General features: G+C 70.8%; 23 protein-coding genes, 1 tRNA gene and 1 pseudogene. 9 read left to right on the top strand and 16 right to left on the bottom strand.

Annotated features, from left to right (window positions below; all coding sequences use genetic code 11):
- Positions 1-6 precede the first annotated feature (6 nt).
- Positions 7-1,014 (bottom strand): methyltransferase domain-containing protein, encoded by a 1,008-nt coding sequence (locus ACIRA5_RS08085; protein WP_403688480.1) that lies wholly within the window; start codon positions 1,012-1,014, stop codon positions 7-9.
- A gap of 122 nt (positions 1,015-1,136) precedes the next feature.
- On the opposite strand from ACIRA5_RS08085, the gene ACIRA5_RS08090 reads away from it, so the two are divergent.
- On the top strand, positions 1,137-1,541 hold the full coding sequence (locus ACIRA5_RS08090; RefSeq protein WP_054231791.1) for a globin: 405 nt from the start codon (positions 1,137-1,139) through the stop codon (positions 1,539-1,541).
- Positions 1,542-1,559: 18 nt separating this feature from the next.
- Here the strand turns inward: ACIRA5_RS08090 and ACIRA5_RS08095 are convergent, their stop codons facing one another.
- From ACIRA5_RS08095 to ettA, 3 genes are read right to left on the bottom strand one after another with little or no spacing between them, the layout of a single operon-like run.
- Positions 1,560-2,249, bottom strand: coding sequence for a hypothetical protein (locus tag ACIRA5_RS08095; RefSeq protein ID WP_403688649.1), 690 nt, complete (start codon positions 2,247-2,249; stop codon positions 1,560-1,562).
- Positions 2,250-2,251: 2 nt separating this feature from the next.
- Complete coding sequence (locus ACIRA5_RS08100; RefSeq protein WP_075031882.1) at positions 2,252-2,665, bottom strand: thioesterase family protein; 414 nt, start codon at positions 2,663-2,665, stop codon at positions 2,252-2,254.
- Positions 2,666-2,671: 6 nt separating this feature from the next.
- Positions 2,672-4,336 carry an energy-dependent translational throttle protein EttA gene (ettA, locus tag ACIRA5_RS08105; RefSeq protein WP_403688482.1) on the bottom strand — a complete coding sequence of 555 codons (1,665 nt, stop codon included), beginning with the start codon at positions 4,334-4,336 and terminating at the stop codon, positions 2,672-2,674.
- A gap of 320 nt (positions 4,337-4,656) precedes the next feature.
- Between ettA and ACIRA5_RS08110 the strand changes: the two genes are divergently transcribed.
- Entirely contained in the window at positions 4,657-4,965 is a 309-nt protein-coding gene (locus ACIRA5_RS08110; RefSeq protein WP_352050979.1) for a DUF1876 domain-containing protein, read from the top strand.
- A gap of 173 nt (positions 4,966-5,138) precedes the next feature.
- On the top strand, positions 5,139-6,089 hold the full coding sequence (locus ACIRA5_RS08115; RefSeq protein ID WP_403688484.1) for a nucleoside hydrolase: 951 nt from the start codon (positions 5,139-5,141) through the stop codon (positions 6,087-6,089).
- A gap of 529 nt (positions 6,090-6,618) precedes the next feature.
- Here ACIRA5_RS08115 and ACIRA5_RS08120 read toward each other — a convergent pair.
- Positions 6,619-6,691 (bottom strand) — tRNA-Arg (locus ACIRA5_RS08120).
- A gap of 310 nt (positions 6,692-7,001) precedes the next feature.
- Between ACIRA5_RS08120 and ACIRA5_RS08125 the strand changes: the two genes are divergently transcribed.
- The 4 genes from ACIRA5_RS08125 to ACIRA5_RS08140 all read left to right on the top strand — a co-directional run bounded on the left by ACIRA5_RS08125 (position 7,002) and on the right by ACIRA5_RS08140 (position 13,137).
- Positions 7,002-8,609, top strand: a complete 1,608-nt coding sequence (locus ACIRA5_RS08125) for a dynamin family protein (protein WP_403688486.1) — start codon at positions 7,002-7,004, stop codon at positions 8,607-8,609.
- A 5-nt stretch (positions 8,610-8,614) separates the two neighbouring features.
- Positions 8,615-10,729 (top strand): GTPase, encoded by a 2,115-nt coding sequence (locus ACIRA5_RS08130; protein ID WP_403688488.1) that lies wholly within the window; start codon positions 8,615-8,617, stop codon positions 10,727-10,729.
- A gap of 255 nt (positions 10,730-10,984) precedes the next feature.
- On the top strand, positions 10,985-11,452 hold the full coding sequence (locus ACIRA5_RS08135; RefSeq protein WP_403688490.1) for a single-stranded DNA-binding protein: 468 nt from the start codon (positions 10,985-10,987) through the stop codon (positions 11,450-11,452).
- Positions 11,453-11,727: 275 nt separating this feature from the next.
- The gene (locus tag ACIRA5_RS08140; RefSeq protein WP_403688492.1) at positions 11,728-13,137 is read left to right on the top strand and encodes a Cys-Gln thioester bond-forming surface protein; all 1,410 of its coding nucleotides are present in this window, start codon (positions 11,728-11,730) and stop codon (positions 13,135-13,137) included.
- Positions 13,138-13,258: 121 nt separating this feature from the next.
- On the opposite strand, the gene ACIRA5_RS08145 is transcribed toward ACIRA5_RS08140, so the two are convergent.
- The 4 genes from ACIRA5_RS08145 to ACIRA5_RS08160 all read right to left on the bottom strand — a co-directional run bounded on the left by ACIRA5_RS08145 (position 13,259) and on the right by ACIRA5_RS08160 (position 16,332).
- On the bottom strand, positions 13,259-13,891 hold the full coding sequence (locus ACIRA5_RS08145; RefSeq protein WP_403688494.1) for a sigma-70 family RNA polymerase sigma factor: 633 nt from the start codon (positions 13,889-13,891) through the stop codon (positions 13,259-13,261).
- A gap of 120 nt (positions 13,892-14,011) precedes the next feature.
- Positions 14,012-14,722: a hypothetical protein gene (locus ACIRA5_RS08150; protein ID WP_403688497.1), complete on the bottom strand. Its 711-nt coding sequence runs from the start codon at positions 14,720-14,722 to the stop codon at positions 14,012-14,014.
- A gap of 227 nt (positions 14,723-14,949) precedes the next feature.
- Positions 14,950-15,714: a YcnI family protein gene (locus tag ACIRA5_RS08155; RefSeq protein ID WP_403688499.1), complete on the bottom strand. Its 765-nt coding sequence runs from the start codon at positions 15,712-15,714 to the stop codon at positions 14,950-14,952.
- Positions 15,715-15,744: 30 nt separating this feature from the next.
- Positions 15,745-16,332 carry a hypothetical protein gene (locus ACIRA5_RS08160; protein ID WP_403688652.1) on the bottom strand — a complete coding sequence of 196 codons (588 nt, stop codon included), beginning with the start codon at positions 16,330-16,332 and terminating at the stop codon, positions 15,745-15,747.
- Between the two features lie 138 nt (positions 16,333-16,470).
- On the opposite strand from ACIRA5_RS08160, the pseudogene ACIRA5_RS08165 reads away from it, so the two are divergent.
- A pseudogene (locus tag ACIRA5_RS08165) lies at positions 16,471-17,355 on the top strand (D-2-hydroxyacid dehydrogenase family protein); the annotation flags it as partial.
- Positions 17,356-17,605: 250 nt separating this feature from the next.
- A complete protein-coding gene (locus ACIRA5_RS08170; protein ID WP_403688502.1) occupies positions 17,606-17,902 on the top strand; it encodes a chaplin in 297 nt (98 codons plus the stop codon).
- 125 nt (positions 17,903-18,027) lie between these two features.
- On the opposite strand, the gene ACIRA5_RS08175 is transcribed toward ACIRA5_RS08170, so the two are convergent.
- The 7 genes from ACIRA5_RS08175 to ACIRA5_RS08205 form a co-directional block, all read right to left on the bottom strand.
- The gene (locus tag ACIRA5_RS08175) at positions 18,028-18,894 is read right to left on the bottom strand and encodes a tyrosinase family protein (RefSeq protein WP_403688504.1); all 867 of its coding nucleotides are present in this window, start codon (positions 18,892-18,894) and stop codon (positions 18,028-18,030) included.
- Positions 18,878-19,285: a tyrosinase family oxidase copper chaperone gene (locus ACIRA5_RS08180; protein ID WP_403688506.1), complete on the bottom strand. Its 408-nt coding sequence runs from the start codon at positions 19,283-19,285 to the stop codon at positions 18,878-18,880. The genes ACIRA5_RS08175 and ACIRA5_RS08180 overlap by 17 nt, the downstream gene beginning before the upstream one ends.
- Before the next feature lie 116 nt (positions 19,286-19,401).
- Positions 19,402-19,920 (bottom strand): hypothetical protein, encoded by a 519-nt coding sequence (locus ACIRA5_RS08185; RefSeq protein WP_403688509.1) that lies wholly within the window; start codon positions 19,918-19,920, stop codon positions 19,402-19,404.
- Between the two features lie 134 nt (positions 19,921-20,054).
- On the bottom strand, positions 20,055-20,639 hold the full coding sequence (locus ACIRA5_RS08190) for a vitamin K epoxide reductase family protein (RefSeq protein ID WP_403688512.1): 585 nt from the start codon (positions 20,637-20,639) through the stop codon (positions 20,055-20,057).
- Positions 20,639-21,136, bottom strand: a complete 498-nt coding sequence (locus tag ACIRA5_RS08195; protein WP_403688515.1) for a DUF5949 family protein — start codon at positions 21,134-21,136, stop codon at positions 20,639-20,641. The genes ACIRA5_RS08190 and ACIRA5_RS08195 overlap by 1 nt, the downstream gene beginning before the upstream one ends.
- A 186-nt stretch (positions 21,137-21,322) precedes the next feature.
- Positions 21,323-21,565 (bottom strand): chaplin, encoded by a 243-nt coding sequence (locus tag ACIRA5_RS08200; RefSeq protein ID WP_403688518.1) that lies wholly within the window; start codon positions 21,563-21,565, stop codon positions 21,323-21,325.
- A gap of 99 nt (positions 21,566-21,664) precedes the next feature.
- Positions 21,665-21,967 (bottom strand): hypothetical protein, encoded by a 303-nt coding sequence (locus ACIRA5_RS08205; RefSeq protein WP_403688520.1) that lies wholly within the window; start codon positions 21,965-21,967, stop codon positions 21,665-21,667.
- Positions 21,968-22,207 lie beyond the last annotated feature (240 nt).

Below are 22,207 nucleotides of genomic sequence, written 5' to 3' on the forward strand. Positions count from 1 at the left end.
CAGGAGTCACGGCAGCGGCCAGGCGTACGGCCCCTCGGGGTCGTCCAGCCACGCCCAGGCGTCCGCGCCGTCGACCGTGACCCCGTACCGCTCGCGCACGGGCCGGTTCTCGCGCTCCCACAGCTCGTACGCCTCGTACGGGTCGAGTCCGCTCCCTGCCAGGGTCAGCAGGAACCGGAACAACTCGTCGCCGCGGGCCCGGCGCGGCAGCTCGCCCAGCTGCTGCGGCTCCGGCTCCTCGGGCCGGCTCGCGCCGCGCAGGGGCACGAAGTAGGCCGGCGTGTGCAGGAAGCGCCCCTCGGCATGCCCGGCGTCCCTGACGCGCAGCGCGATCAGGCCGGTGGCCAGCGGCGCCAGGATGCGGGCGTCGGGACGGCACTGGGCGAGCCACGGCCGCGGGATCGAGGTCAGCGTGCAGGTAGCGATGATCCGGTCGAAGGGGGCGCGCTCGGGGACCCCGCGGGCGCCGTCCGTGGTGACGACGGTCGGGTGGTACCCGGCGGTGGCCAGGTGCCGGCGCGCGGACTCGGTGATCTCCGGGTCGAGGTCGACCGTGGTCACCAGGCGGTCGCCGAGACGGTGGGCGAGCAGCGCCGCGTTGTAGCCGGTGCCGGCGCCGATCTCGAGGACGGCGTGCCCCTCCCGTACCTCCAGCGCGGTCAGCATCATCGCCATCAGCGACGGCTGGCTGCTGGAGGAGACCAGCTCGCCGTCGCGCACCCGGGTGGCCAGCGGGGCGTCCGCGTAGGCGCCGCGCACCCAGTGTTCCCGGCTGCCCGGGTCGGGATCCTCGCCCCACACCCGCTCGAAGCCGCCCGCGGCACCGACGTAGTAGTACGGCACGAAGACGTGGCGCGGGACCTCCTCGAACGCCGCCCGCCACACTGGGTCGGCGGCCCAGGCCCCGCTCCGGTCGATCTCGCGCACCAGGGCGGCCCGCGCCAGGGCGGCGAGGTTGTCGAGGTCGCGATCGTGGTCGTTGTCGTGATCGTGGTCGAGAGCGTGCGCGCTCATACCTCCACTGTGCGGCGGGACAGGCCGCGAGGCGAACACCGCACCCGCGGGGCCTCAGGGGGCGCTGGGTCGCTGGTCCTAAGCCTTGCGTCCTCGGTCACCCGGTCTGAGACGATGGTGAGGTGAAAGAGATTCGGCGCGGCACGCTTCAGGAGCAGACCTTCTACGAGCAGGTCGGCGGCGAGGAGACCTTCCGGCGCCTCGTGCATCGTTTCTACGAGGGAGTGGCCGAAGACCCGCTGCTGCGAGCCATGTACCCCGAGGAGGACCTGGGCCCGGCCGAGGAACGCTTCACGCTGTTCCTGATCCAGTACTGGGGCGGCCCGACGACGTACAGCGACAACCGCGGTCACCCCCGGCTGCGGATGCGGCACGCCCCGTTCGCCGTCGACCAGGCGGCACACGATGCCTGGCTGGCGCACATGCGGGTGGCCGTCGACGAACTCGGCCTCTCCGAGGAGCACGAGCACACGCTCTGGAACTACCTGACGTACGCGGCGGCGTCGATGATCAACACGGCCGGCTGAGAGCGTCCCCCGGGGGGGTCAGCGGACGCTGACGGCCAGTGCCCCGAGTCCCGCCCTGCGGACGGCGATCGATCCGTAGGGTGTACGCAGCCGCAGCCATGCCCCGGACGAGTACAGCCTCAACGGGCTCTCACCCGGGTCGGCCTGACGCACCGGCAGCAGGAACCCGAGCGACTGCGCCGCGTGCACGGCCCGTATCTGAAGGCCGGTGTCACCGATCGGCCTGGACCAGATCTCCCGTCCGATGCGGTCGAGTTCGGCGCGCGTACGGGCCTCGGGCGCCAACTCCCGCGTACGGGACCGGAATTCGGCGACCGCGGTGGCGATCATCTCGCGCACGGCGTCCGGCCCGGGCAGTCCCGGCTCCGGCTGCCAGCCTCCGCGGGGCGGCAGGACCCCGGCCCACGGCGGCCCGGTGACGGCCCCGGGAACGCTGACGGTGGCCGCCGACTCGTCGACGGACTCCAGGAGTTCACCGGCGGAGACGGTCACGTCGAGGGTGACCTCGAGACCGTTCTCGTACGGCTTGGCGAGCCGCGCCGCACGGATCGCGAGGACCTCGAACGACGGCGGCCTGCCGAAGACCGCGAGCGCGGTGCCGGACGCCTGGAGGCGTACGGCGGCGGCGCGGTCGTAGTGGATCAGCCGAGCGAGGAAGGCGGCGAGGTCCGCCGCCTCCCCCTCGTCGGTGAGGTGCAGCGCGGTCACGGTCATGCCGCGACGGCCTCGTCAGCCTGGTCGTCCCGGTACTCCTCCAGGAACTCGCGCTCCTCGGCGGTGAGGCGGCGCGGGCGCTGGGCCTCGAAGTCGAACGGCACGACCACGGTCGCGGCCCGGACGTAGAGCTGGTCCGCGTCCTTGACCTCGTACGTGATCGTGAACGCCGCGGCCCTTATCTGGGTGATCCACAGCTCGATGTCCACCGGCTCGCGCCGGTGGACGAGCTGCCGCTTGTAGTCGATCTCGTGGCGCGCCACCACGGACCCCTGCTTGAACTGCTTGTCCGGGCGGGTCAGGAAGTCGATACGTGCTTCCTCCAGGTAGCGGAGGAAGACCGCGTTGTTGACGTGGCCGTACGCGTCCATGTCCGCCCAGCGCAGCGGGCAGCGGTAGATGTGCCGCAAGATCGATCAGCCCCGGGTCAGCTTCTTGTAGGTGGCACGGTGCGGGCGGGCGGCGTCCGCGCCGAGGCGCTCGATCTTGTTCTTCTCGTACGACTCGAAGTTGCCCTCGAACCAGAACCACTTCGAGTCACCCTCGTAGGCGAGGATGTGCGTCGCGACCCGGTCCAGGAACCAGCGGTCGTGGGAGACGACCACAGCCGCACCCGGGAACTCCAGCAGCGCGTTCTCGAGCGAGGACAGCGTCTCGACGTCGAGGTCGTTGGTCGGCTCGTCGAGGAGCAGCAGGTTGCCGCCCTGCTTGAGGGTGAGGGCGAGGTTGAGCCGGTTGCGCTCACCGCCGGAGAGGACACCGGCCGGCTTCTGCTGGTCGGGACCCTTGAAGCCGAAGGCGGAGACGTACGCGCGCGACGGCATCTCGACCTGGCCCACATTGATGTAGTCCAGCTCGTCCGAGACGACGGCCCACAGCGACTTCTTCGGGTCGATGTTCTCGCGGCTCTGGTCGACGTACGAGATCTTGACGGTCTCGCCGACCTTGATCGTGCCGGAGTCCGGGGTCTCGAGACCCTGGATCATCTTGAAGAGGGTGGTCTTGCCGGCGCCGTTGGGGCCGATGATGCCCACGATGCCGTTGCGCGGCAGGGTGAAGCTCAGGTCGTCGATGAGGACCTTCTCGCCGAAGGCCTTGGAGAGGTTGTTGACCTCGACGACGATGGAGCCCAGACGCGGGCCCGGCGGGATCTGGATCTCCTCGAAGTCCAGCTTCCGCATCTTGTCGGCCTCGGCGGCCATCTCCTCGTAGCGCGACAGACGCGCCTTGGACTTGGCCTGACGCCCCTTGGCGTTGGACCGCACCCACTCCAGCTCGTCCTTGAGCCGCTTGGCGCGCTTGGCGTCCTTCTGGCCCTCGACCTTGAGGCGGGAGGCCTTCTTCTCCAGGTAGGTGGAGTAGTTGCCCTCGTAGGGGTGCGCGCGGCCGCGGTCGAGTTCGAGGATCCACTCGGCGACGTTGTCGAGGAAGTACCGGTCGTGGGTGACGGCGACGACGGTGCCGGGGTACTTCGCGAGGTGCTGCTCCAGCCACTGCACGGACTCGGCGTCCAGGTGGTTGGTGGGCTCGTCGAGGAGCAGCAGGTCGGGGGCTTCGAGCAGCAGCTTGCACAGCGCGACGCGACGGCGCTCACCACCGGAGAGGTTGGTGACGGGCCAGTCGCCGGGCGGGCAGCCCAGGGCGTCCATGGCCTGCTCCAGCTGGGTGTCCAGGTCCCACGCGTTGGCGTGGTCCAGGTCGTCCTGGAGCTTGCCCATCTCCTCCATGAGCGCGTCCGAGTAGTCGGTCGCCATCAGCTCGGCGACCTCGTTGAAGCGGTGCAGCTTGCCCATGATCTCGGCGGCGCCGTCCTGGACGTTCTGCAGGACCGTCTTGGACTCGTCGAGCGGGGGCTCCTGGAGCAGCATGCCGACGCTGTAGCCGGGCGACAGGAACGCGTCACCGTTGGAGGGCTGCTCGAGGCCCGCCATGATCTTGAGAACGGTGGACTTACCGGCACCGTTCGGACCGACCACACCGATCTTCGCGCCCGGGAGGAAGCTCAAAGTGACGTCGTCGAGGATCACCTTGTCGCCGTGCGCCTTGCGCGTCTTGCGCATGGTGTAAATGTACTCAGCCAAGAGAAACCGTCCGGACGCTTGAAATCGGCAGTGGGCAGATACACCCCATCTTGCCTGACGGCTACCCCTCGAAGGAAACCCGTTCAGTCAGGGGCCGTGACCTGGCCGTTCACCGAGCGCGCCGACAGCCGGCCCGTCACGGGTCCAACGAGCTCGGCACGGGCGGTTCTACGGCCCAGGCGCGGGCAGTTGGTAGTCGTTCGGTCACTCCTTGTCGCCATCGGGCGTCATCCCGTGCGGAGTCGGGGGAAGAAGCACACTCTGGTAGTAGGGGCCGAGGCCCGTATCAGGGACCGGGGCCCGCCTCGGAGGTGATCGCAATGACACAGATGACACAGTCGCAACCGGCCGCCGCGCAGGGACGGACCGCCGTCGGCTGGCACGTCGAGATCGAGTTCGAGGAGGACGACCACCGCACCCGCGCCGCCGCTCTCCTCCGGCTCCCCGACGGGAACGAGGTACGCGCCCACGGGTACGCCAGCCGCCACCCCTCCGACTCCAACCAGCCGAGAGTCGGCGAGGAGGTCGCTGGCGCGCGGGCGCTCAACGAACTGGCGATGAAGCTGCTGACCAAGGCGCACGACGAGATCGACGAGGCGTCGGGGAGGACCTCGCATCCGCTGAGGTGAGCGACCTCGCATCGGCTGAGGTGAGTTACGTGCATCGGCTGAGGTGAGCCCTCGCGACAGGGGCGGGGTGGGGCCGGCAGGAGTGGCGTGTGGCCGACCAGGGCAGGGTGGGCCTGGCGCATGCTGTTCTCAGTGATCCGGCCCGCATCCCCGTCCCACCCCGAAGGACGCCCATGCCCAAGAAGATCATCATCGACTGCGACCCCGGGCTCGACGACGCCATCGCCATCCTGCTCGCCGCCGGGAACCCCGACGTCGAGATCGTCGCCATCACGACCGTCGCGGGCAACCAGACCATCGAGAAGGTCACCCTGAACGCCCGGCAGGTCTGCACCCTGGCGGGCCTGCGCGGCGTTCCGGTCGCGGCCGGTGCCGGCGGTCCCCTCGTCCGGGACCAGACCCTCGCAGCCGAGATCCACGGGGACAGCGGAATGGACGGCCCCGCCTTTATCCCTCCGGCCATGGAGACCGACCCCCGGCACGCCGTCGATCTGATCATCGAGACGGTCCTCGCCCACCCCGGTGAGATCACCCTCGTCCCCACCGCGCCCCTGACCAACATCGCGCTGGCGCTGCGCCGGGAGCCCCGTATTGCCGAACTGGTCAAGGAGGTCGTCCTGATGGGCGGGTCGTACACCCGCGGCAACATCACACCGGCGGCCGAGTTCAACATCCACGCCGACCCCGAGGCGGCCGCGGTCGTCTTCTCGGCGGGCTGGCCCCTGACCATGGTCGGCCTCGATCTGACGGCACAGGCCGCCGCCACACCTGAACTGCTGGCCCGCATCGGGGCGTTGGGCACACCCGTGTCCCGGTTCGTCGTCGATCTCCTCGACCACTACAACGCCAACGTCGGCAAGGTGCACGGCGCGATGGCCACCATCCACGACGCGTGCGCGGTCGGCCGGGCCATCGACCCGAGCCTCATGGAGGTCACCCCGGCCCATGTCGAGGTCGAGCTACGGGGTACGGCGACCTATGGCATGACGGTCACCGACTTCCGCGGCCGCTCCGGCCCGGCGAACACCTCCGTGGCGACGAAGCTGCACACCGAGCGCCTGTGGGACCTGCTCATCAGCTCGCTGGAAAACATCGCCGCGACCACCACGCGGACCTCCGCGTAGCGGTACGGGAGGGCACTGGGCGTCACCCCCCGGACGGCCGTCCAGGGGATTTCGACGAGGACCTGGATGCTCAGGCTTGGATGCTCAGGGGAGAGCAGCGCTCCGAGGTCGATCTTCCCGCTCTGCAGTTGCGCGTCGTGGGGCCCGTAGAGCCCGCCGTCGGTGACGTACAGCCGGTTGCCGCGCACCGCGGTGGCGGTGGGCGAGGCGAGGCCGTCCGAGGCGGTCAGTACGGTCCTGGTGGTGCCGTTCGACACGCCGGTGAGCGTGCCGACCTCGCTCCTGCGCAGTCCGCTCACCGGGATCGAGTTCGGCATCAGGACGAGATCGAACACGTTCACGCCCTCACGCAGCCCCCGGCGACCCTGAGCCCGCGTCACCAGGCCGTCGAGGGCGCGGAAGTCGCCGAGTCCAAGGCCGACTTCGATGACACTGCCGCCGTCGGAGATGTCCTGCCCGACCGGCGTTCGGATCACAGGCCACAAAAACGCCCTCCCCGAGGGAGGGCGGAAACAGTGCACGAACAGAGCGCCCCCGGCAGGACTCGAACCTGCGGCCAAGCGCTTAGAAGGCGCCTGCTCTATCCACTGAGCTACGGGGGCCAGGTGTGGTGGCCGGTTTCGTGGTGCCCGGGTGTGGGCCGATCCGTGACCTTGCCGGGGACAAGGATAGGGCTCCCGGGTCCTTGTCCCTGGTGCTTCGCCTCCGTGGCTCAATGTGGAGGTTCAGTGAAGCGGTCCTGATAATCGCAGGCAGGTACGAATCGTGCACCGCTTTTGGCGTCTCGCGCATCGGGTGTTGTGCACTCGTTATGCCTGCGCCCCAGTCGTCCCTTCCGCCCCGTGTGTCCTGTCGGCGCGCAGACATAGCCATATGCTTCAGAAAGCCTCCAAAATTGGGCATTCTTCGCATGTGGTGACCTTGGACGTACGGCCTCAGCTGCTCGACGCACTCTCCGCCCTGCGCGACCGTGTCGCCGCCGCACGCTTCCCGCTGCCCCTGGCGGGGGCTCCACGCGCGCGTGCCAACCGCGACGAACTGCTCGCACAACTAGACGACTATTTGGTGCCCCGGTTGAGGGAAACCGAAGCACCACTTCTCGCCGTGATCGGCGGGTCGACGGGAGCGGGGAAGTCCACTCTCGTCAACTCCCTCGTCGGACGCCGGGTCAGCGAGGCCGGCGTCTTGCGGCCGACGACCCGGACGCCGGTACTGGTGTGCCACCCGGAGGACCATCACTGGTTCAGTGGAATGCGGGTGCTGCCCGACCTCACGCGCGTGTGGGTGCCCCGCCAGGAACCCGGCGACGACCTTCAGGCCCTCATGGAGCGCGGGGAACGGGTGCTGCGTATCGAAACCGCCGACACCCTCCCCCGGGGCCTCGCCCTGCTCGACGCGCCCGACATCGACTCCCTGGTCGCCGACAACCGCGTACTCGCCGCCGAACTGATCTGCGCTGCCGACATCTGGGTCATGGTGACCACGGCCGCGCGGTACGCCGACGCCGTGCCGTGGCACCTGCTGCGCACCGCCAAGGAGCACAAGGCGACCCTGGTGACCGTTCTCGACCGGGTGCCCCACCAGGTGGTGTCCGAGGTCTCGCGGCAGTACGGCGCCCTGCTCACCAAGGCGGGGCTCGGCGAGGTGCCCCGCTTCACCGTGCCGGAACTGCCCGAGTCCGCGTGGGGCGGCGGCCTGCTGCCCGCCACGGCCGTCGCGCCGCTGCGCACGTGGCTCGTCCACCAGACGCAGGACCCCGGAGCCCGGCACGCGGCGATGGCCCGTACGGCCCAAGGAGTCCTCGACTCGCTCAAGGCCCGGATGCCTGAGCTCGCCGGTGCGGCCGCCGCGCAGTACGCGGCTGCCCTTCGGCTCACCGCCGCCGTCGACGGGGCGTACGACAGCGAGTACACGCGCGTGAAGGGGCGTCTGCAGACCGGTGCCGTGCTCTCCGGGGACGCGCTCAAGCGCTGGCGCGCCTACCCGCTCGACTGCACCGCGAGTGAACTGCTCGACTCGCTCGTCGAGAGCCTGGCCGCACTCCTGCTGTGCGCCGTCACGGCCGCCGACGAGCGAGTGGACGACGCCTGGCGGCGCGAACCGGCCGCGGGCGCTCCAGGGCTGACGGACCGTGATCCGGCGCTGGAGAGCGCCGAGCACCGGATCGGGATGTCCGTACGACGCTGGCGGCGGGTCCTGGAGGAGTACGCCGAGGACGAGGTCGGCCGCCTCGACAAGAGCGTGGCACCGGACGCCGAGGTCGTCGCCGCGCTGGTGGCCACCGCGCTCCTGGGCGGCCACAGGGCACGCAACGCGGGCGAGGGGCTCGCCGAGCGGCTCGGCGCGCACGGCGCCCTGCGGCTGCGCGAGAGGGGCGGGCGCCTCCTTGCCGAGTACCTCGACAGAGCCCTGCACACCGAGCGCGAGCGCCGTCTCGCCCCGCTCGACACCCTGGACGTACGCCCAGAGCCCCAGGCCGAACTCATCGCCGCGCTGTCCGTACTGCAGAAGGAGAGGTGACCGCGGTGACTGCCGTCACAGACCACACGGATCACGCCGACCACACCGGAGACGATTCCCCCGAAGACGGCACGTCCGGCCAGGGAAGTCCCGAAAACGGCCACCCTGAAGACTCTCGTTCCGAGGCCGACTCCCCGGAGACCTTCGCCACGGAAGCCGCGGACAGCGAGCCCGCCGCCGGGGAGGCCGCGATGGAGTCCGTGACGAAGGCGCAGCAGGAGGGGCGGGCCGAGGCGGAGACGGAGACAGAAGCGACGGCGGAGACGGAGGCACAGCCGGAGGACACCGAACGGGCCCAGGAGGTCGCCTTCGATGCCCCACATGGCGGCACGCACACACGCGTGAAGGACGACACCGGGCACACACGTGTGAAGTCCGACGACGCCTGCACCCGTGCCGAGTCGGAGACCGCCTGGGACGACGGGCTGATCGCCCGCCGCGTGTCCGAGACGACCACCGGCCAGGAGGCACAGGCCCCGTCCCTGGCCCTGGAGACCAAGTCCGCCGTACAGGCGCCGCCGCTCCCGCTCGCGTACGACGGACCCCTGAGGTCGCGCCTCGAAGCGCTCCGCGAGCTGGTGGGGCAGTCGCGCACCCGGTTGGACAGCGGGACGCTCGCCGAGGCGAGTCGGGTCCTCGACGAGGCGGCGGCGCGCCGCAAACTGTCCGGTGAGCACACTGTGGTCGCCATCGCCGGAGCCACCGGCAGCGGCAAGTCGCAGCTCTTCAACGCGCTCGCCGGGGTGGCCATTTCGGAGACGGGCGTGCGCAGGCCCACCACCGCGGCGCCCATCGCGTGCAGCTGGAGCGACGGTGCGGCGACCCTCATCGACCGGCTCGGCATCCCGGGACGGCTGCGCAGACGTCCCCTGCAGAGCCCGGAGGCGGAGGCGCAACTGCGCGGCCTCGTCCTGGTGGACCTGCCCGACCACGACTCGGCAGCCGTCCAGCACCGCCAGCAGGTGGACCGCATCCTGGCGCTCGTCGACGCGGTCATCTGGGTCGTCGACCCCGAGAAGTACGCGGACGCCATGCTCCACGAGCGGTATCTGCGGCCCATGGCGGGTCACGCGGAGGTCACCTTCGTGGTCCTCAACCAGGTGGACCGGCTGCCCGGCGAGGCCGCCGACCAGGTCCTCGACGATCTGCGCCGACTGCTCGACGAGGACGGGATCGCGCTGGGCGAGTACGGCGAACCGGGCGCGACCGTGATGGCGCTGTCCGCGCTCACCGGGGACGGCATCGGCGAACTGCGCGAGTCGCTCGGCCTGTTCCTGGCCGAGCGCGGCGCCGCCGCCCGTCGAATTTCGGCCGATCTGGACGCGGCCGCCACGCGACTGCGTCCCGTCTACTCGACCGGGCGGCGCACGGGGCTCAGCGAGGAGGCACGCGACGAGTTCGCGGACCGGCTCGCGGACGCGGTGGGTGCCACGGCGGCCGGTCAGGCGGCCGAGCGCGCGTGGCGCCGCAACGCCAACCGCGCGTGCGGCACCCCCTGGCTGCGGCTGTGGCGCTGGGTCCAGGACCGGGGGGACTCGACGACGGGCCGGCTGTCGGTACGGGCACCCGCGGACGAGGAGGCCACGGCCCGGCAGCGCGTCGAACAGGCGGTGCGTACGGTGGCGGACAGGGCGGCCCGCGGGCTGCCCGTGCCCTGGGCGCAGGCGGTGCGTGAGGCGGCCGTGCGCGGTGCGCAGGGGCTGCCGGAGGCCCTGGACGAGATGGCGACGCGCGCCACGACTCCGGTGGGGCGGCCGCCGCGGCCCGGCTGGTGGCCCGCCGCCGTGCTCGCGCAGGCCTCGATGACGATTCTTCAGATCATCGGCGGGCTGTGGCTGCTGGGGCAGATCATCGGGTTCATGGCGCCGAACCTCGGGGTGCCGGTGCTGCTGATGTTGGCGGGCATCATCGGCGGCCCGGCCGTCGAGTGGGGCAGCAGGATGGCGGCGCGCGGACCGGCCAGGCGGTACGGACTCGAAGCGGAACGGCGACTGCGCGAGGCCGCCGCCGGGTGCGGGAGGGCACGGGTACTCGATCCGGTGGCGGCGGAGCTGCTGCGGTATCGGGAGGTACGGGAGCAGTACGGGCGGGTCACGGGGGCGTCGGCGCCGGTCGGATGACGAGGAAACACTCCACGGGCTGAAGCCCATCCACCCCTTCGGGTGACGCGGTTGTCCACAACCGGCCGGTAGCACACAGGGCTCAGCGGGCCCGGCCCGACGGAGGCAGTCTGAACTCGCGGCGATCGCAGCGCATGCGAACGCAGAGCGTGTGGATGCGTTGCGTGTGGATGCATTGCGTGTGGATGCAGAGCACGCGAACGCAGCCCATGCGCTCGCCGCGACAGACGCATTCGTACGGGAGAGGGGTCGGGCATGAACGAGACAATGGTGTGCGCGGTGGGGAACGTGGCGACGCAGCCGGTGTACCGAGAGTTGGCGAACGGCGCGTCGGCGAGGTTCCGCCTGGCGGTGACGGCGCGGTACTGGGACCGCGAGAAGAGCGCCTGGACGGACGGGCACACCAATTTCTTCACCGTGTGGGCGAACCGCGCGCTCGCCACCAACGTGGGCGCATCGCTGTCGGTGGGCGATCCCGTCATCGTGCAGGGCAGGTTGAAGGTGCGTACCGAGGTACGCGAAGGACAGAGCTGGACGTCGGCGGACATCGACGCGGTGGCCATCGGCCACGACCTCTCGCGCGGCACCTCGGCCTTCCGACGCCCGAACAAGGAAGGGGACACGACCGCGTCCCCCCGGCCCGAGCCCAGCTGGGAGACGGAGCCGGAGAGTCGTTCCCTTGACGCCTCCCAACAGCAGCCGGAGCCCGCCGGAGTGACCTGACGTCAGGTACGGAATCGCTCTGGCCGGGCGAACCTGACCGAACTGCGGCTTATCGACAAATCCGGTCCGGACAGTCCCCGTTGATTTGTCGATAAGCGCAGCTCACAGGCTCGCCGACCGATAACGATTCCGATTCGGATCGGTTATCCGACGGCAGGACCGGGAAGTGCGGTGCGCCCACGTCCTTAGGATGCCGGGCATAGCTCACGGGGCTTCTGATTCTGCTGGCGGGACCGTCCCCCCATGTCAACGGGTCCTGCTCGAAGGGGAATTCTGTGTTTTCTTCGTTCTCTGCGTGGTCCGCGCGCAGGCGAGGGGCCGCTCGCCTCGCCGCCGCGACGTTGGTGTCGGGGCTCGTCGCCGCGGGGGCGCTGGCCACCGCCGGCGCGGCCGCCGCCGACGATGCCCCGCAGAGTGAGGGCGGCGCGACCGCGACGATCGGCGGTCTGAAGACGTACGGGGCCGCGGTGGTCCACGACAACGGCGTGGACCAGCAGGTGTCCGCCGGTCTGTTCGAGATGTCCGTCGACGGCGGCGGCATGCTGCAGACGTACTGCATCGACCTCCACAACCCGACCCAGCGGGACGCCCAGTACCGGGAGACCTCCTGGAGCGGCACCTCGCTGAACGACAACAAGGGCGCCGGCAAGATCCGCTGGATCCTGCAGCACTCCTACCCACAGGTGAACGACCTCGCGGCGCTGGCGGACATGGCCGGTGCGCACGGCCTCACCGAGCAGGACGCGGCGGCCGGCACCCAGGTGGCCATCTGGCGGTACTCGGACGGCGCCGACGTGGACGCGGTGGACCCGCAGGCGGAGAAGCTCGCCGACTACCTCCAGAAGAGCGCGCGGAACGTGGCGGAGCCCAAGGCCTCGCTGACTCTCGACCCGCCCGCGGTCTCCGGTCACGCCGGCGAGAGGCTCGGCCCGATCACCGTGCACACCGACGCGGACAGCGTGACGGTGACGCCGCCCGCGGACGCCGCCGCCAGCGGGGTGAAGGTCGTCGGCAAGGACGGCAAGGCGATCACCTCGGCGACGAACGGCAGCCGGCTCTACTTCGACGTGCCGAAGGACGCCACGGACGGTTCGGCGGCGCTGACCGTACAGGCGTCGACGACCGTGCCGGTCGGCCGGGCCTTCGCTTCCGGAACCCGCAGCCAGACACAGATCCTCGCGGGCTCCAGCGAGTCGACGGTCGCGGCGACGGCGACCGCGAACTGGGCCAAGGAAGGCGCGATACCGGCGCTGTCCGCCACGACGAACTGCGCCAAGGGCGGCGTGGACGTCACGGCGACCGTCACGGGCGACACGCCGTTCACCTTCGAGCTGATGGGGGCCGAGCACACCGTCGCCGCAGGCAAGTCGCTGACGGTGACGGTCCCGCTGCAGGAGGACCAGGCGTACGACTTCACGCTGACGGGTCCGAACGGTTTCGAGAAGCACTTCACCGGCATGCTCGACTGCAAGACACAGGGCAGCGCGAGCGACATCACGACCCAGACCGTCGGTGAGCCGAGCCCGGCCCTGGCGAGCGCCGACTCCACCGGGGGCACCAACCTCGCCGAGACCGGTGGCTCCGGCGCGACCCCGGTCATCGCGGGCATCGCCTTCGCCCTGCTCGTGATCGGCGGCGCGGCCGTGTTCCTCCTCCGCAAGAAGAAGGCACCGGCGCAGAACTGAGCCTTGTGGCACCGCACCTTGGCAACTCAACAGTGAGTGACCGCAGCACGGTGACTCCGTGAGCCGCGGCCCCGGCCCGCCCCCAGGCGACCGGGGCCGCGCCCCTTTCCGGCCGCGCCCGTCAGGCCATCGCGCCGACCAGCTCGCGCCGCTCGGGCAGTCCACAGCGTTCGGCGTCGGACAAGGAGGCGATCAGGGCGCTGCGGGCACGGGCCACGCGTGAGCGGACCGTACCTATGGGGCAGTCGCTCACCAGGGCCGCCTCCGCGTACGGCAGTCCAAGGAGCTGCGTCAGCACGAAGGCCTCGCGGCGCTCCTCGGGCAGTTCGGCCAGCAGTTCGTCGAGCGCGATGCCGTCGTCGAAGCCCGGCAGGCCGCGCGGCTGGGCGCGTTCGGCGGCGAGCTGCCAGTCGTCGGAGTCGGCCAGCCGGGGCCGGGCCGCCGCGGTGCGGAAACTGTCGATCACGGCCCGGCGCGCGATGGCCAGCAGCCAGGTACGGGCCGAGGAGCGGCCCTCGAAGCGGTGCAGGCTGCCGAGGGCGCGCAGGAAGGTGTCCTGGGCGAGGTCGTCGGCGGTCTGTGGGTCCGCGCCGAGATAGGTGACGTAACGGCGTACGTCACGGTGGAGGGCGCGCACGAACTGGTCGACTGCGTCGGGGTCACCGGCGCGAGCGGCCAGCGCCCAGGCCGTCAGCGACGCGTCACGTGAGGTGGGCAGGACAGGAGTGGTCACCTGGTGTCCTTCTCGGGTCATCCGGGATCCGGACCCGGCGCGCGAGGGCGGCCCGAGGGTCCGGTGAGCGAAACCGGCCGCACGAGGACGTACGGCCGAGGCCCGGGGCGCACAGGGGCGGCCTCGGGGAACCTGCTGTCTTCAGACGACAGCGGTCCCGGCGGGCGGACCCCGAGAAGTGATCGCGTGGACGAGAAGGAGCCGACGCGGCGCGCGGGCTGAGCGGTCGCGGCGGACGCGCGGACGCGGGCGGCTCAGCGGCGCGGGCAGTACGAGCGGCAGCCGCAGCGGGGCTGCCAGCAGGCCGGCGAGGGCCCGCAGGACACGGAAGACGGCGCGCTCTCCGTGCGCGAGCCAGAGGCCGCAGAGCAGGGCGGCCAGCAGGTGGGCGGCGAGCATGCCGAGCGAGGACGACGTGCCGTCCGCCGCGTGCCCCAGATGATCGATGGCGCCCATGTCCATGGCGTCCATGCGAGTCGAGTCCATGGGCACGGAGTCCGGGGACATAGAACCCATGGACATGGGACCCGTGGGCATGGAGTTCATGTCGTGGCCGGTGAAGACCGAGGCCGCCGCGCCCCACACTCCCAGGGATCCCGACGACTGCGCGAGCGAGAACACCGAGTGGAGTGCCGCCTGCGCCGCGACCACGGCGGACACGATCAGGGGCAGTCCGCGTTCCCGGCCGGCCAGACACCAGCCCGCGCCGCCGACCACCGCGCCCGAGGCTCCCAACGCCCACCAGGGCACCGTGCCGCCGGACATCATCACGTGCCCCAGGGCGGCGAGCAGCACACAGACGACCGCGAACACCGCGGCCCGTACCGTGCGAGAACACCACCCAGCAGTCATGGCGGGCTCATCCTCGCATTCGGGCAACAGGCTTCATGGGAGGGTACGGAATTTTCTCACCCCCCACTCATGCGCGGGCCCAACTCGCGTCGGACGCGCGGTGTTCGCTAACGGGCTGGTGAGGGATTCCGTCCCGCCGACGGAGGACGAGGTCGGCGGGACGGCAACCGCTCAGCGGGGGTCATCGGCCGGTGAGAGCCGATGGGAACCGGCGAGAGGCCGCTCGCCTACTCGGAGCGGGCACCCCGGCCGCGCGCGAGGGCGTAGCCGGCCGCGGCCAGGCCGAGGACGCCCACGACCAGTCCGGCGATGCCCAGGCCACGGGCCGTGGAGTCACTGCTCGACGTCGAGTCGGCCGCGGCGGCCGGCGCCGAGCTCGACGACGAGGACGAGGACGGGGCGGAGCCCGACGCCGAGTCCGAGGTCCCGTCGGAACCCGTCTCCGCGTCCTCGGCGGTCAGGGTGAGCACCGGCGCCGGGTTCTCCGGCTCCTCCGCGCCCTTCTTCTCCTCCTCGATCCAGCGGACGACGTTGCCGTCCGAGTAGGTCTGCAGGGTCTTGAAGCTCAACTGGTCAGTGTTGTCGGGCAGTTGGCCGAAGGCGACGTTGAAGTCCTGGTACTGGCCGTGCCGGATCCGGCCGCCGGTCCAGGTGATCTCCGAGACGGCCTCGGTGATGGTGCCGTCGTCGGTCTTGACGGGGGTCTTGAGCTTCGTGGTCGTCACCTGCGCCGTCCAGCCCTCCTGAGGGGTGACGAGCACACCGAGGACCGGGTGGTCCGTCGGCAGGAAGACCTGCACCTTCGTGGTGCTCGCGGTGTCCTCCTCGTTGGGGACGCGGAAGGTGAGAACACCGTCCGTGGCTCCCTTGGCGTAGGTCTCGGGGTGGACCGTCACATGCGCGAAGGCGGCGCCCGCGGCGGCCAGGACACCGGTGGTGGTGAGGGCGGCGACAAGGCCGGCGCGGCGCAGGGTGGTGCGAATCGGGGACATCAGGGGAACTCCGTACTGGTGGGGATGCGGTCAGGGCGTGTACGCGAGCCCTGCCGGCGGTCCCCGACGGGAGACCGCGTGGCGCAGCAGCAGTTGCCGCAGCGGCCGGGGTTCCCGCGCGGTCCGGCGTACGACGGCCGGCCGGGTCGGTACGGCGGACCACCCCGCGCGCACCCGCCACCAGGCGGCGAGCCCCGGTACGAGCGCCGCGGCGCGCCGCAGCAGGGACCAGAACGCGGCTTCACCGCGCCGCAACCACCAGGTCGCGAGGAGGGCGGCCACCACGTGGGCGGCGGTGGCGTGCGATGTCATGGCGTGCCCTGCTGGGTTCGCCATGTGCGCGCCGTGCATGTCCATCGCCATCCGCGGGCCGGCCGCCTCGAAGGCGAGGTGCAGCCCGGCCTGGGCGGCCAGCATGCCGCCGCCGATCCCGATGAGTGAGCGTTCGCGTCCGCCCAGCAGACAGCCGGCCGAGAAGACGGCGAGGAGCCCGGCGCCGTCCGCCCACAGCGGGGGCGCCTGACCGGTGGCGAGCACGTGTCCCCCGGCGGCCAGCAGCACGCACAGCACGGCGAACACCGCCGCGCGCAGGCTCCGTACCTCTGGGGACGCACTCATGAAGCCCAGATACTGCCATGGCGAGCGAACGGCCGTCGCGGCTTCCGGAGCAGCCGCTTCCTGCGGCGCCGCCCCGGGGCCTCGAAACGCCGCTCGGGTAGGGTCCGTTCGGACCGGGGAGGACGGGAGGAATCTGACATGCCGCTTCGTTGTGCCGTGCTCGACGACTATCAGGGCGTGGCGACCGAGGTCGCCGACTGGTCGCCGGTGGCGGACGACGTGGAGGTCGTCAGTTTCCGGGAGCACTTCGGCGACGAGGACGCGCTGGCCGCCGTACTCGCGGACTTCGACATCGTCGTCACGCTGCGGGAGCGGGTACCCTTCCCCGCGTCTCTGCTGGCCCGGTTGCCCCGGCTGAGGCTGTTGATCGCCTCCGGGATGCGCAACACGGTGATCGACTACGCGGCCGCCGAGGCGCGGGGCGTGACCGTGTGCGGCACCCCGAGTGCCTCGACGCCGCCGGTGGAGCTGACCTGGGCGCTGCTGCTGGGGCTTGCACGGGGTCTGGTCGCGGAGAACGACGCGTTGCGGTCGGGCGGCCCCTGGCAGAGCACGGTGGGCGCCGATCTGCACGGTCGGCGGCTCGGCCTGCTGGGGCTGGGGAAGATCGGCGGCCGGGTGGCGCAGGTGGGTCTCGCGTTCGGGATGCGGGTCGGCGCGTGGAGCCGGCACCTCACCAAGGAGCGCGCCGAAGAGGTCGGGGTGGAACTGGCCGCCTCCAAGGAGGAGTTGCTCGCGAGCAGCGACTTCGTCTCCGTGCACCTCGCGCTCGGGGAGCGCACCCGTGGTCTGATCGGCGCCGCCGAGCTGGCCCTCCTCAAGCCGACCGCCTACCTCGTCAACACCTCCCGCGCGGCGATCGTCGACCAGGACGCGCTGCTCGCCGCGCTGCGCGAGGGCCGGATCGCCGGAGCGGGCGTGGATGTGTTCGACATCGAGCCGCTCCCGGCCGACCATCCGATGCGCTCGGCCCCGCGCCTCCTCGCCACCCCGCATCTCGGGTATGTGTCGCGGGCCAACTACGAGGCGTACTACGGCGGGACGGTCGAGGACATCCGGGCCTTCCTGGCGGGCGCCCCCGTACGCCGCCTCGGCTGAGCCTCGCGGCCGGGCCAGTCCGGGCCGGGCAAAGGCGCACCGCGAGCCGTGGCGAAAGCCCTGTTCGTAGAGGGTGATCCCCCGGTGAACGCCGTGACCAGCCGTGGTCGGGCGCGTTGAAGGTGAGTGCGGTCGCGTCCGAGCAGCCGCACTCACCGAGTCAAAGGAGAACGTGATGTCTCGCATCGCGAAGGCAGCCGGTGTCGCTCTCGGCACGGGGGCCGTGGTGCTCAGCGGGGCCGGTCTGGCCATGGCGGACGCCGGCGCTCAGGCCGGCACCGCCGGCTCGCCCGGTGTCCTGTCGGGCAACCTCGTCCAGGTCCCGGTGCACGTGCCGGTCAACGTGTGCGGGGACACCGTCGACGTCATCGGACTGCTGAACCCGGCCTTCGGCAACGCGTGCGCCCACGACAGCGAGCACGACAGCGGAAACCCCGGCTCGGGCGGCTACGGCTCCGGTTACGGCGAATGACACGCTCTTCCCGGTCGTAGGTCGACAGCGGGCACAGGCGGTCGAAAGGCCCCCGGCGATGGTCACTGCCGGGGGCCTCGCCACAGCCTCGATGTGTACCGGAACCTCAATGCGTACCGGTACCTCTACGCGTACCGGTAGATCCCGCTGTGGTCCTCCAGCTTGTCCGGTGTCACGCCCCACGGCGGCATCTTCTCGTGCCGCGCGACGATCCGTCCGTGCTGCGAGTCGCCGGGGCCCGGCGGCCGGGCGGGCAGATAGCGGGCGCCGCGATGCCGCTGCTGCCAGCGGGACCACTGGAGGTCCACGAAGGCGTGGTGCAGCCAGAACACGGGGTCGTTGACGGAGGCACCACCGACCATGGCCCCGCCCACCCAGCGGTGCACGCGGTTGTGGTTGCGCCAGGACGCGGCACCTGACCCGTTCCCCCAGCCTTCGAGGCTGTTGCGGAATCCCTTGGAGGAGGTGGAGTTCCAGGGGGCCGTGTCGTAGACGGGTTCCGCGAGGGCCGAGTCCAGCTCGCGGCGGGTGGGCAGGTCGATCGGCTTGTCGGCGCGGCCGAAGTCGCGGGTGAGGTACTCGCCGTCGGTCACCCCCTCCGTGATGGTCCACTTCCCGTGCGCGTAGGCGAAGGGACCGGTCATGACCTGTCGGTCGGAGCGCCGCCCGTCGCCGCCGAGCAGATCATCGGTCCAGGGCGCGGAGGTCGGCGTCCGGTCCCGCGTCCAGTCCCAGTACGGCACGCTCACCCCGGAGTCCACGCGGCGCAGCGCCCGTTCCAGTTCGAGCAGGAACTGCCGGTGCCAGGGCAGGAAGGAGGGCGCCATGTGGGCCGCGCGCAGTCCGCTGTCGCCGTCCGCGACGTAGTACTGGATGTGCATCCGCACGAACTCGTCGTACTCGCCCCGCCTTTTGACCTCCAGCAGCGAGGCGACGAAGCGGCGCCGCTCGGCGGCCGTCAGGGTGCTGACGTCCTTACGCGTGTACGCCATGGTGGGGGCTCCCCTCCGCTTCCGTGTCGCGCAGCTGCTCCGAGGGGCCCAGTTCCTCGACGGCCGCACGCGCAGCGTCGAGCGCGGTCGGGTACGACTGGTAGTGGTCCATCGTGCTCAGGTAGGTGCCGTCCGCGCGGCGCATCAGGTGCAGCGCCCGGCCGTCCACGGTGACCTGCCACTGACCGCCGCCGGCTCCGGTCCTCGCGCCGAGAAGGTGGCGGCCGTGGTACATCTCGTCGAACGTGAGGTCCTCGGGGCGGGGAGGCCGCACGGGCAGCGAGGCCATGACGACCGGGGCCAGCGCCACGGCGGCGGCCGACACGAGCAGGCCGTGCAGCACGCCCCGCCGGGTCACCGAAACTCCGCCCGACACTCTGCTGACGAACATGTTCTCTCCTCGAACGGATCTCGGTGACGGTGGCATTCACGGAGGCCGGGGGCAGGCCCGAGTAGGCCGGGGCGGAACGGCGACGGGGACGACGGCGGTGGCGCCCCCGCCGTGGGTCACTCCCCCGCCCCCATGCCGACGTTCGCTCCCGGCGCCGTCTTCAGGAGGGGTCCGAGGACGGCGGCCTGAGGGAGTTTCAGGCCCGGCAGGCCGAAGTGGTCGGGGTTCGGCGCGGTGAGCGGGGCGTCCAGGGACAGCCCGGGCGTCAGCGTGGCCAGAGCGGCCGCGGGCGCGTCGACCCCGAGGTGGTCGAAGCCGTGCCCGAGGAGGTGCGGAAGGGGCGCCCGGGCGTCCGCCCCGGGCAGTCCGGCGCCGACCGGCAGCTGCGGAACGGCCTGCTCCGGAAGCATCCGTCCCTCGACGTACCTGGGCCCCTCGGGTCCGCCCGGCATGGGCACCGGCAACTCCCCGGCGATCTTGGGTGTCTGCAGGTTGAGGGCACGCTCCACACCGTCCAGAGGTACGGGGACGGGGACCGTTTCGGCCGCGACGGCCGGGGTCGCGGCGGCGGCACCCATCACTGCCGCTACGCCCGTGACGATGGCGGCAAGAGTTCCTCGAGTGGTCGGCTTCATCTCAGGTACGGTCCCTTTCAGGATTCGGGGGTCTGCGTCCGTACCGGGTAACGATCCCGAGGACACCTTCAGTTCAAGAATCCCCCGACGGACCCAATAGTCAGCTCGTCAGAATATTCAGCTCGCCCCATTGGTCAGCTCGTCCAAAAATCCCACCAGCGGGTCAGAATCAGCATCCCGATGATCCCGATGTGCAGGAGTGGCAGAACCCAGGTGAATTCACCGAAGAATCTCTTCAGCCAACCGGGCGCGGGCAGAAATTCATTTCGTACGTTGAATGACGTCACGTACCAGAACATGATGATCGTGGCGACCCAGGCAAGACAGCACCACAGGCACAGCGAGTTGATCCGGTACAGCGACTGGAACTGCAGCCAGGTGCAGAATCCGACACCGAAGAGCGTGCCGGCGTTGAAGGTCAGCCAGTACCAGCCCGGAAATCCGGCGCCCGCCAGCAGGCTCATGCCGACGCAGATCACGATGCCGTACGCGACGAGGCCGAGCATCGGGTTGGGGAACCCGAAGACCGAGGCCTGGTCGCTTTTCATGATGTTGCCGCAGGAGACGACCGGGTTCAGGCTGCACCCCGGTACGAAGTTCGGGTTCTCCAGCAGTTTGAACTTGTCGATCGTGATGACCCACGCGGCGAGCAGACCGGCCGCACCGGTGATCACCAGCAGCACGGCGAACGCACGGCTGCCACCCGCGGTCCGTGTCATCAGCCGCGCAGACTGCGCGCGGGCAGGAGCACGTGCGCCGCGCTGAGCAGGGTCCCCTCGTCACCCGCGAAGGCAGCCAGGCTCTCCGGCGCGACGGGCTTGCCCGGCTCGGCGTCGGGCCAGGCACGGGTGGCGAACAGGAAGTAGGCGTAGCCGCGTTCGCCGACCGCCACGAGCCACTCGGGCGGCACGAGGCACTGGGCGTTGAGGTACGGCATGGTGACGACGGCCTGGCCCGCCTCGACGAGGAGGGTGAGCGGCAGGCTGGGCTGCCTGGCCCCGTCGAGGAGCGTGTCACCGACGGGCAGACCGTTGTCGCGCAGCAGTTGCTCGATGGCGACCTTGGAGGCCTCCGGGCCGCCTTCGCCGTCCCCCAGGGAGTAGGCGAGGAGGTAGGGCATGTCTCCGTCGGGGGCTTCACCACTGAACGCCATGACGGCGAGCGTGCCGAGATCGGCGGCCCGGAAAGGGCGCGTTTGGCTTGAGGTTGAGGTCACCGCGGAACCTTATCGACGGACCCGAAACGCCCCGCCCCTTTATCACCCGGACGGGCGACAACCGGGTGGGCGACCACACGAACGAGGGACGGCCTCGAACAATGCGAAGGGCCGACTCCGCGCGGCGCGGAATCGGCCCTTTCAGCCCGCGTACGGCGTCACTTTCAGCTCAGCCCGCGTACGGTGTCACATATTGGCGCACTTGCTTCCGAGCGCCGGGTTCAGCGCGCCGATGACGTCGACGCTGAGGCCGCAGGCGTTCACCGGGACGTCCACGGGTACCTGAATGACGTTGCCGGAGAGGACACCGGCGGAGTTGGCCGCCATGCCCTGGGCGTCGGTGTCGGCTACGGCGCTGCCCGCCGCGGCACCCGCGGCCATTACGGCGGTGGCGAAAATCAGTGCGGCCTTCTTGACAGTGTTCAACATCCGTCCTTTCCTTGGCGGTGCGCTTCAGCCTAGGGATGCGTCCGACCGTATTCCGGAAAGACACGCGATGAAAGGGAACGGTGCTCCACAGCGAACCGTTCAGTTCTGGAGGGGAAGTCCGCCGAGAAGCTTTGCGGAGCCACCGGCGGAGTTGAGCGCCTTCGTCGCGCCATTCACGGTGTTGAGCACCGAGTTCTTGTTCTCGGTGTCGAGCGCGTCCGACTGGTGCCGCAGGGGCTGCACATCCTCCAGGCTGAGCGAGCGCTGGCTGGTCAGGGTCTCCAGGGCGCCATTGAGGCTGGTGGGCGTGAGGTCGGAGGCCTGGGCGGCGAAGGCGGGCGCGGCGGCACCGGCGATGACCATGGACCCCGCAACGACAGCGGCAGCCTTCAGGGACTTCATCGTGTTCCTTTCTTCGGCAACTCATGTCACCAGAGGTGAGATTTCGCTTTGCCCTGGCTAACGAGCCCCGGACACGGCGGAAACCCCGTGTGCAGAAATTTCCTGCGCACATACACACATACAAAACAGCCGTCGTGCGCGCATACAGAACCGCCCGGGGGGGGGGGGGGGGGGGGGGGGGGGCCCGGGGGGGGGGGGGGGGGGGGGGGGGGGGCCCCCCGGCCCCCCCCCCCCCCCCCG

Origin of the sequence: Streptomyces sp. NPDC096311 (assembly GCF_044763085.1) — a bacterium.
Classification (GTDB): domain Bacteria; phylum Actinomycetota; class Actinomycetes; order Streptomycetales; family Streptomycetaceae; genus Streptomyces.

Excerpts from the sequence above, each read along its gene's own strand:
- ACIRA5_RS08200 (WP_403688518.1), bottom strand. The coding sequence starts at position 21,565 with ATGTTGAACACTGTCAAGAAGGCCGCACTGATTTTCGCCACCGCCGTA.
- ACIRA5_RS08115 (WP_403688484.1), top strand. The coding sequence starts at position 5,139 with ATGCCCAAGAAGATCATCATCGACTGCGACCCCGGGCTCGACGACGCC.
- ACIRA5_RS08145 (WP_403688494.1), bottom strand. The coding sequence starts at position 13,891 with ATGACCCGAGAAGGACACCAGGTGACCACTCCTGTCCTGCCCACCTCA.
- ACIRA5_RS08185 (WP_403688509.1), bottom strand. The coding sequence starts at position 19,920 with ATGAAGCCGACCACTCGAGGAACTCTTGCCGCCATCGTCACGGGCGTA.
- ACIRA5_RS08205 (WP_403688520.1), bottom strand. The coding sequence starts at position 21,967 with ATGAAGTCCCTGAAGGCTGCCGCTGTCGTTGCGGGGTCCATGGTCATC.
- ACIRA5_RS08135 (WP_403688490.1), top strand. The coding sequence starts at position 10,985 with ATGAACGAGACAATGGTGTGCGCGGTGGGGAACGTGGCGACGCAGCCG.
- ACIRA5_RS08170 (WP_403688502.1), top strand. The coding sequence starts at position 17,606 with ATGTCTCGCATCGCGAAGGCAGCCGGTGTCGCTCTCGGCACGGGGGCC.
- ACIRA5_RS08180 (WP_403688506.1), bottom strand. The coding sequence starts at position 19,285 with ATGTTCGTCAGCAGAGTGTCGGGCGGAGTTTCGGTGACCCGGCGGGGC.
- ACIRA5_RS08155 (WP_403688499.1), bottom strand. The coding sequence starts at position 15,714 with ATGTCCCCGATTCGCACCACCCTGCGCCGCGCCGGCCTTGTCGCCGCC.
- ACIRA5_RS08150 (WP_403688497.1), bottom strand. The coding sequence starts at position 14,722 with ATGACTGCTGGGTGGTGTTCTCGCACGGTACGGGCCGCGGTGTTCGCG.
- ACIRA5_RS08085 (WP_403688480.1), bottom strand. The coding sequence starts at position 1,014 with ATGAGCGCGCACGCTCTCGACCACGATCACGACAACGACCACGATCGC.
- ACIRA5_RS08175 (WP_403688504.1), bottom strand. The coding sequence starts at position 18,894 with ATGGCGTACACGCGTAAGGACGTCAGCACCCTGACGGCCGCCGAGCGG.
- ACIRA5_RS08190 (WP_403688512.1), bottom strand. The coding sequence starts at position 20,639 with ATGACACGGACCGCGGGTGGCAGCCGTGCGTTCGCCGTGCTGCTGGTG.
- ACIRA5_RS08110 (WP_352050979.1), top strand. The coding sequence starts at position 4,657 with ATGACACAGATGACACAGTCGCAACCGGCCGCCGCGCAGGGACGGACC.
- ACIRA5_RS08160 (WP_403688652.1), bottom strand. The coding sequence starts at position 16,332 with ATGAGTGCGTCCCCAGAGGTACGGAGCCTGCGCGCGGCGGTGTTCGCC.